This window comes from Burkholderia sp. Bp8998 (assembly GCF_003854235.1).
Lineage (GTDB): Bacteria > Pseudomonadota > Gammaproteobacteria > Burkholderiales > Burkholderiaceae > Burkholderia.
The window spans coordinates 1-670 of the sequence record NZ_QTQF01000155.1; the positions used below are offsets into that span (position 1 = coordinate 1).

General features: G+C 51.2%; 2 tRNA genes and 1 rRNA gene. All 3 read right to left on the reverse strand.

Going from position 1 to position 670, the window contains the following annotated elements:
- Nucleotides 1–350: 350 nt before the first annotated feature.
- Nucleotides 351–426: transfer RNA gene (locus tag DIE06_RS37920), tRNA-Ala, on the reverse strand.
- Nucleotides 427–468: 42 nt separating this feature from the next.
- Nucleotides 469–545 (reverse strand) — tRNA-Ile (locus tag DIE06_RS37925).
- 62 nt (nt 546–607) lie between these two features.
- Nucleotides 608–670, reverse strand: a 16S ribosomal RNA gene (locus DIE06_RS37930); the annotation flags it as partial.

Sequence of the window (670 nt, forward strand, 5' to 3'; positions counted from 1 at the left end):
GCGTCCTTCATCGCCTGTGATCGCCAAGGCATCCACCACATGCACTTGTTCGCTTGACCCTATAACGAGTCTGTCTCATCGACAGTCGCTACAGGTTGAGTTCTCGCGTTGTGCCGTATTCCAATTTAAGTCGAACATAGAGTTCGAATCATCTTGAGATACATCGATACAATCACAACCCGGATAGTTTCCACGTCCATCTCAAGACGCTTCCGCTATCCAAATTACTTACTTCTTCCAGATTGTTAAAGAACGACAGCCGATACATACTACGTATCACTCTGACTGGCTCAATCGCCAATGCAAAATTCTCGGTTCAGTGTCTGAACCAAGCCCTTAGCGTTGGTGATTGGTGGAGGCAGACGGGATCGAACCGACGACCCCCTGCTTGCAAAGCAGGTGCTCTCCCAGCTGAGCTATGCCCCCATGTACAGATTTGCCTCAGGTGTGTACCGCCACACAAGACGGTGGTGGGTCTGGTTGGATTCGAACCAACGACCCCCGCCTTATCAAGACGGTGCTCTAACCGACTGAGCTACAGACCCCTGAGTCTGTCTTTAATTTACAGCCGATAAGCGTGAGCGCTCAACTTGGCGAGAAGCTCTGGAAAGGAGGTGATCCAGCCGCACCTTCCGATACGGCTACCTTGTTACGACTTCACCCCAGTCAT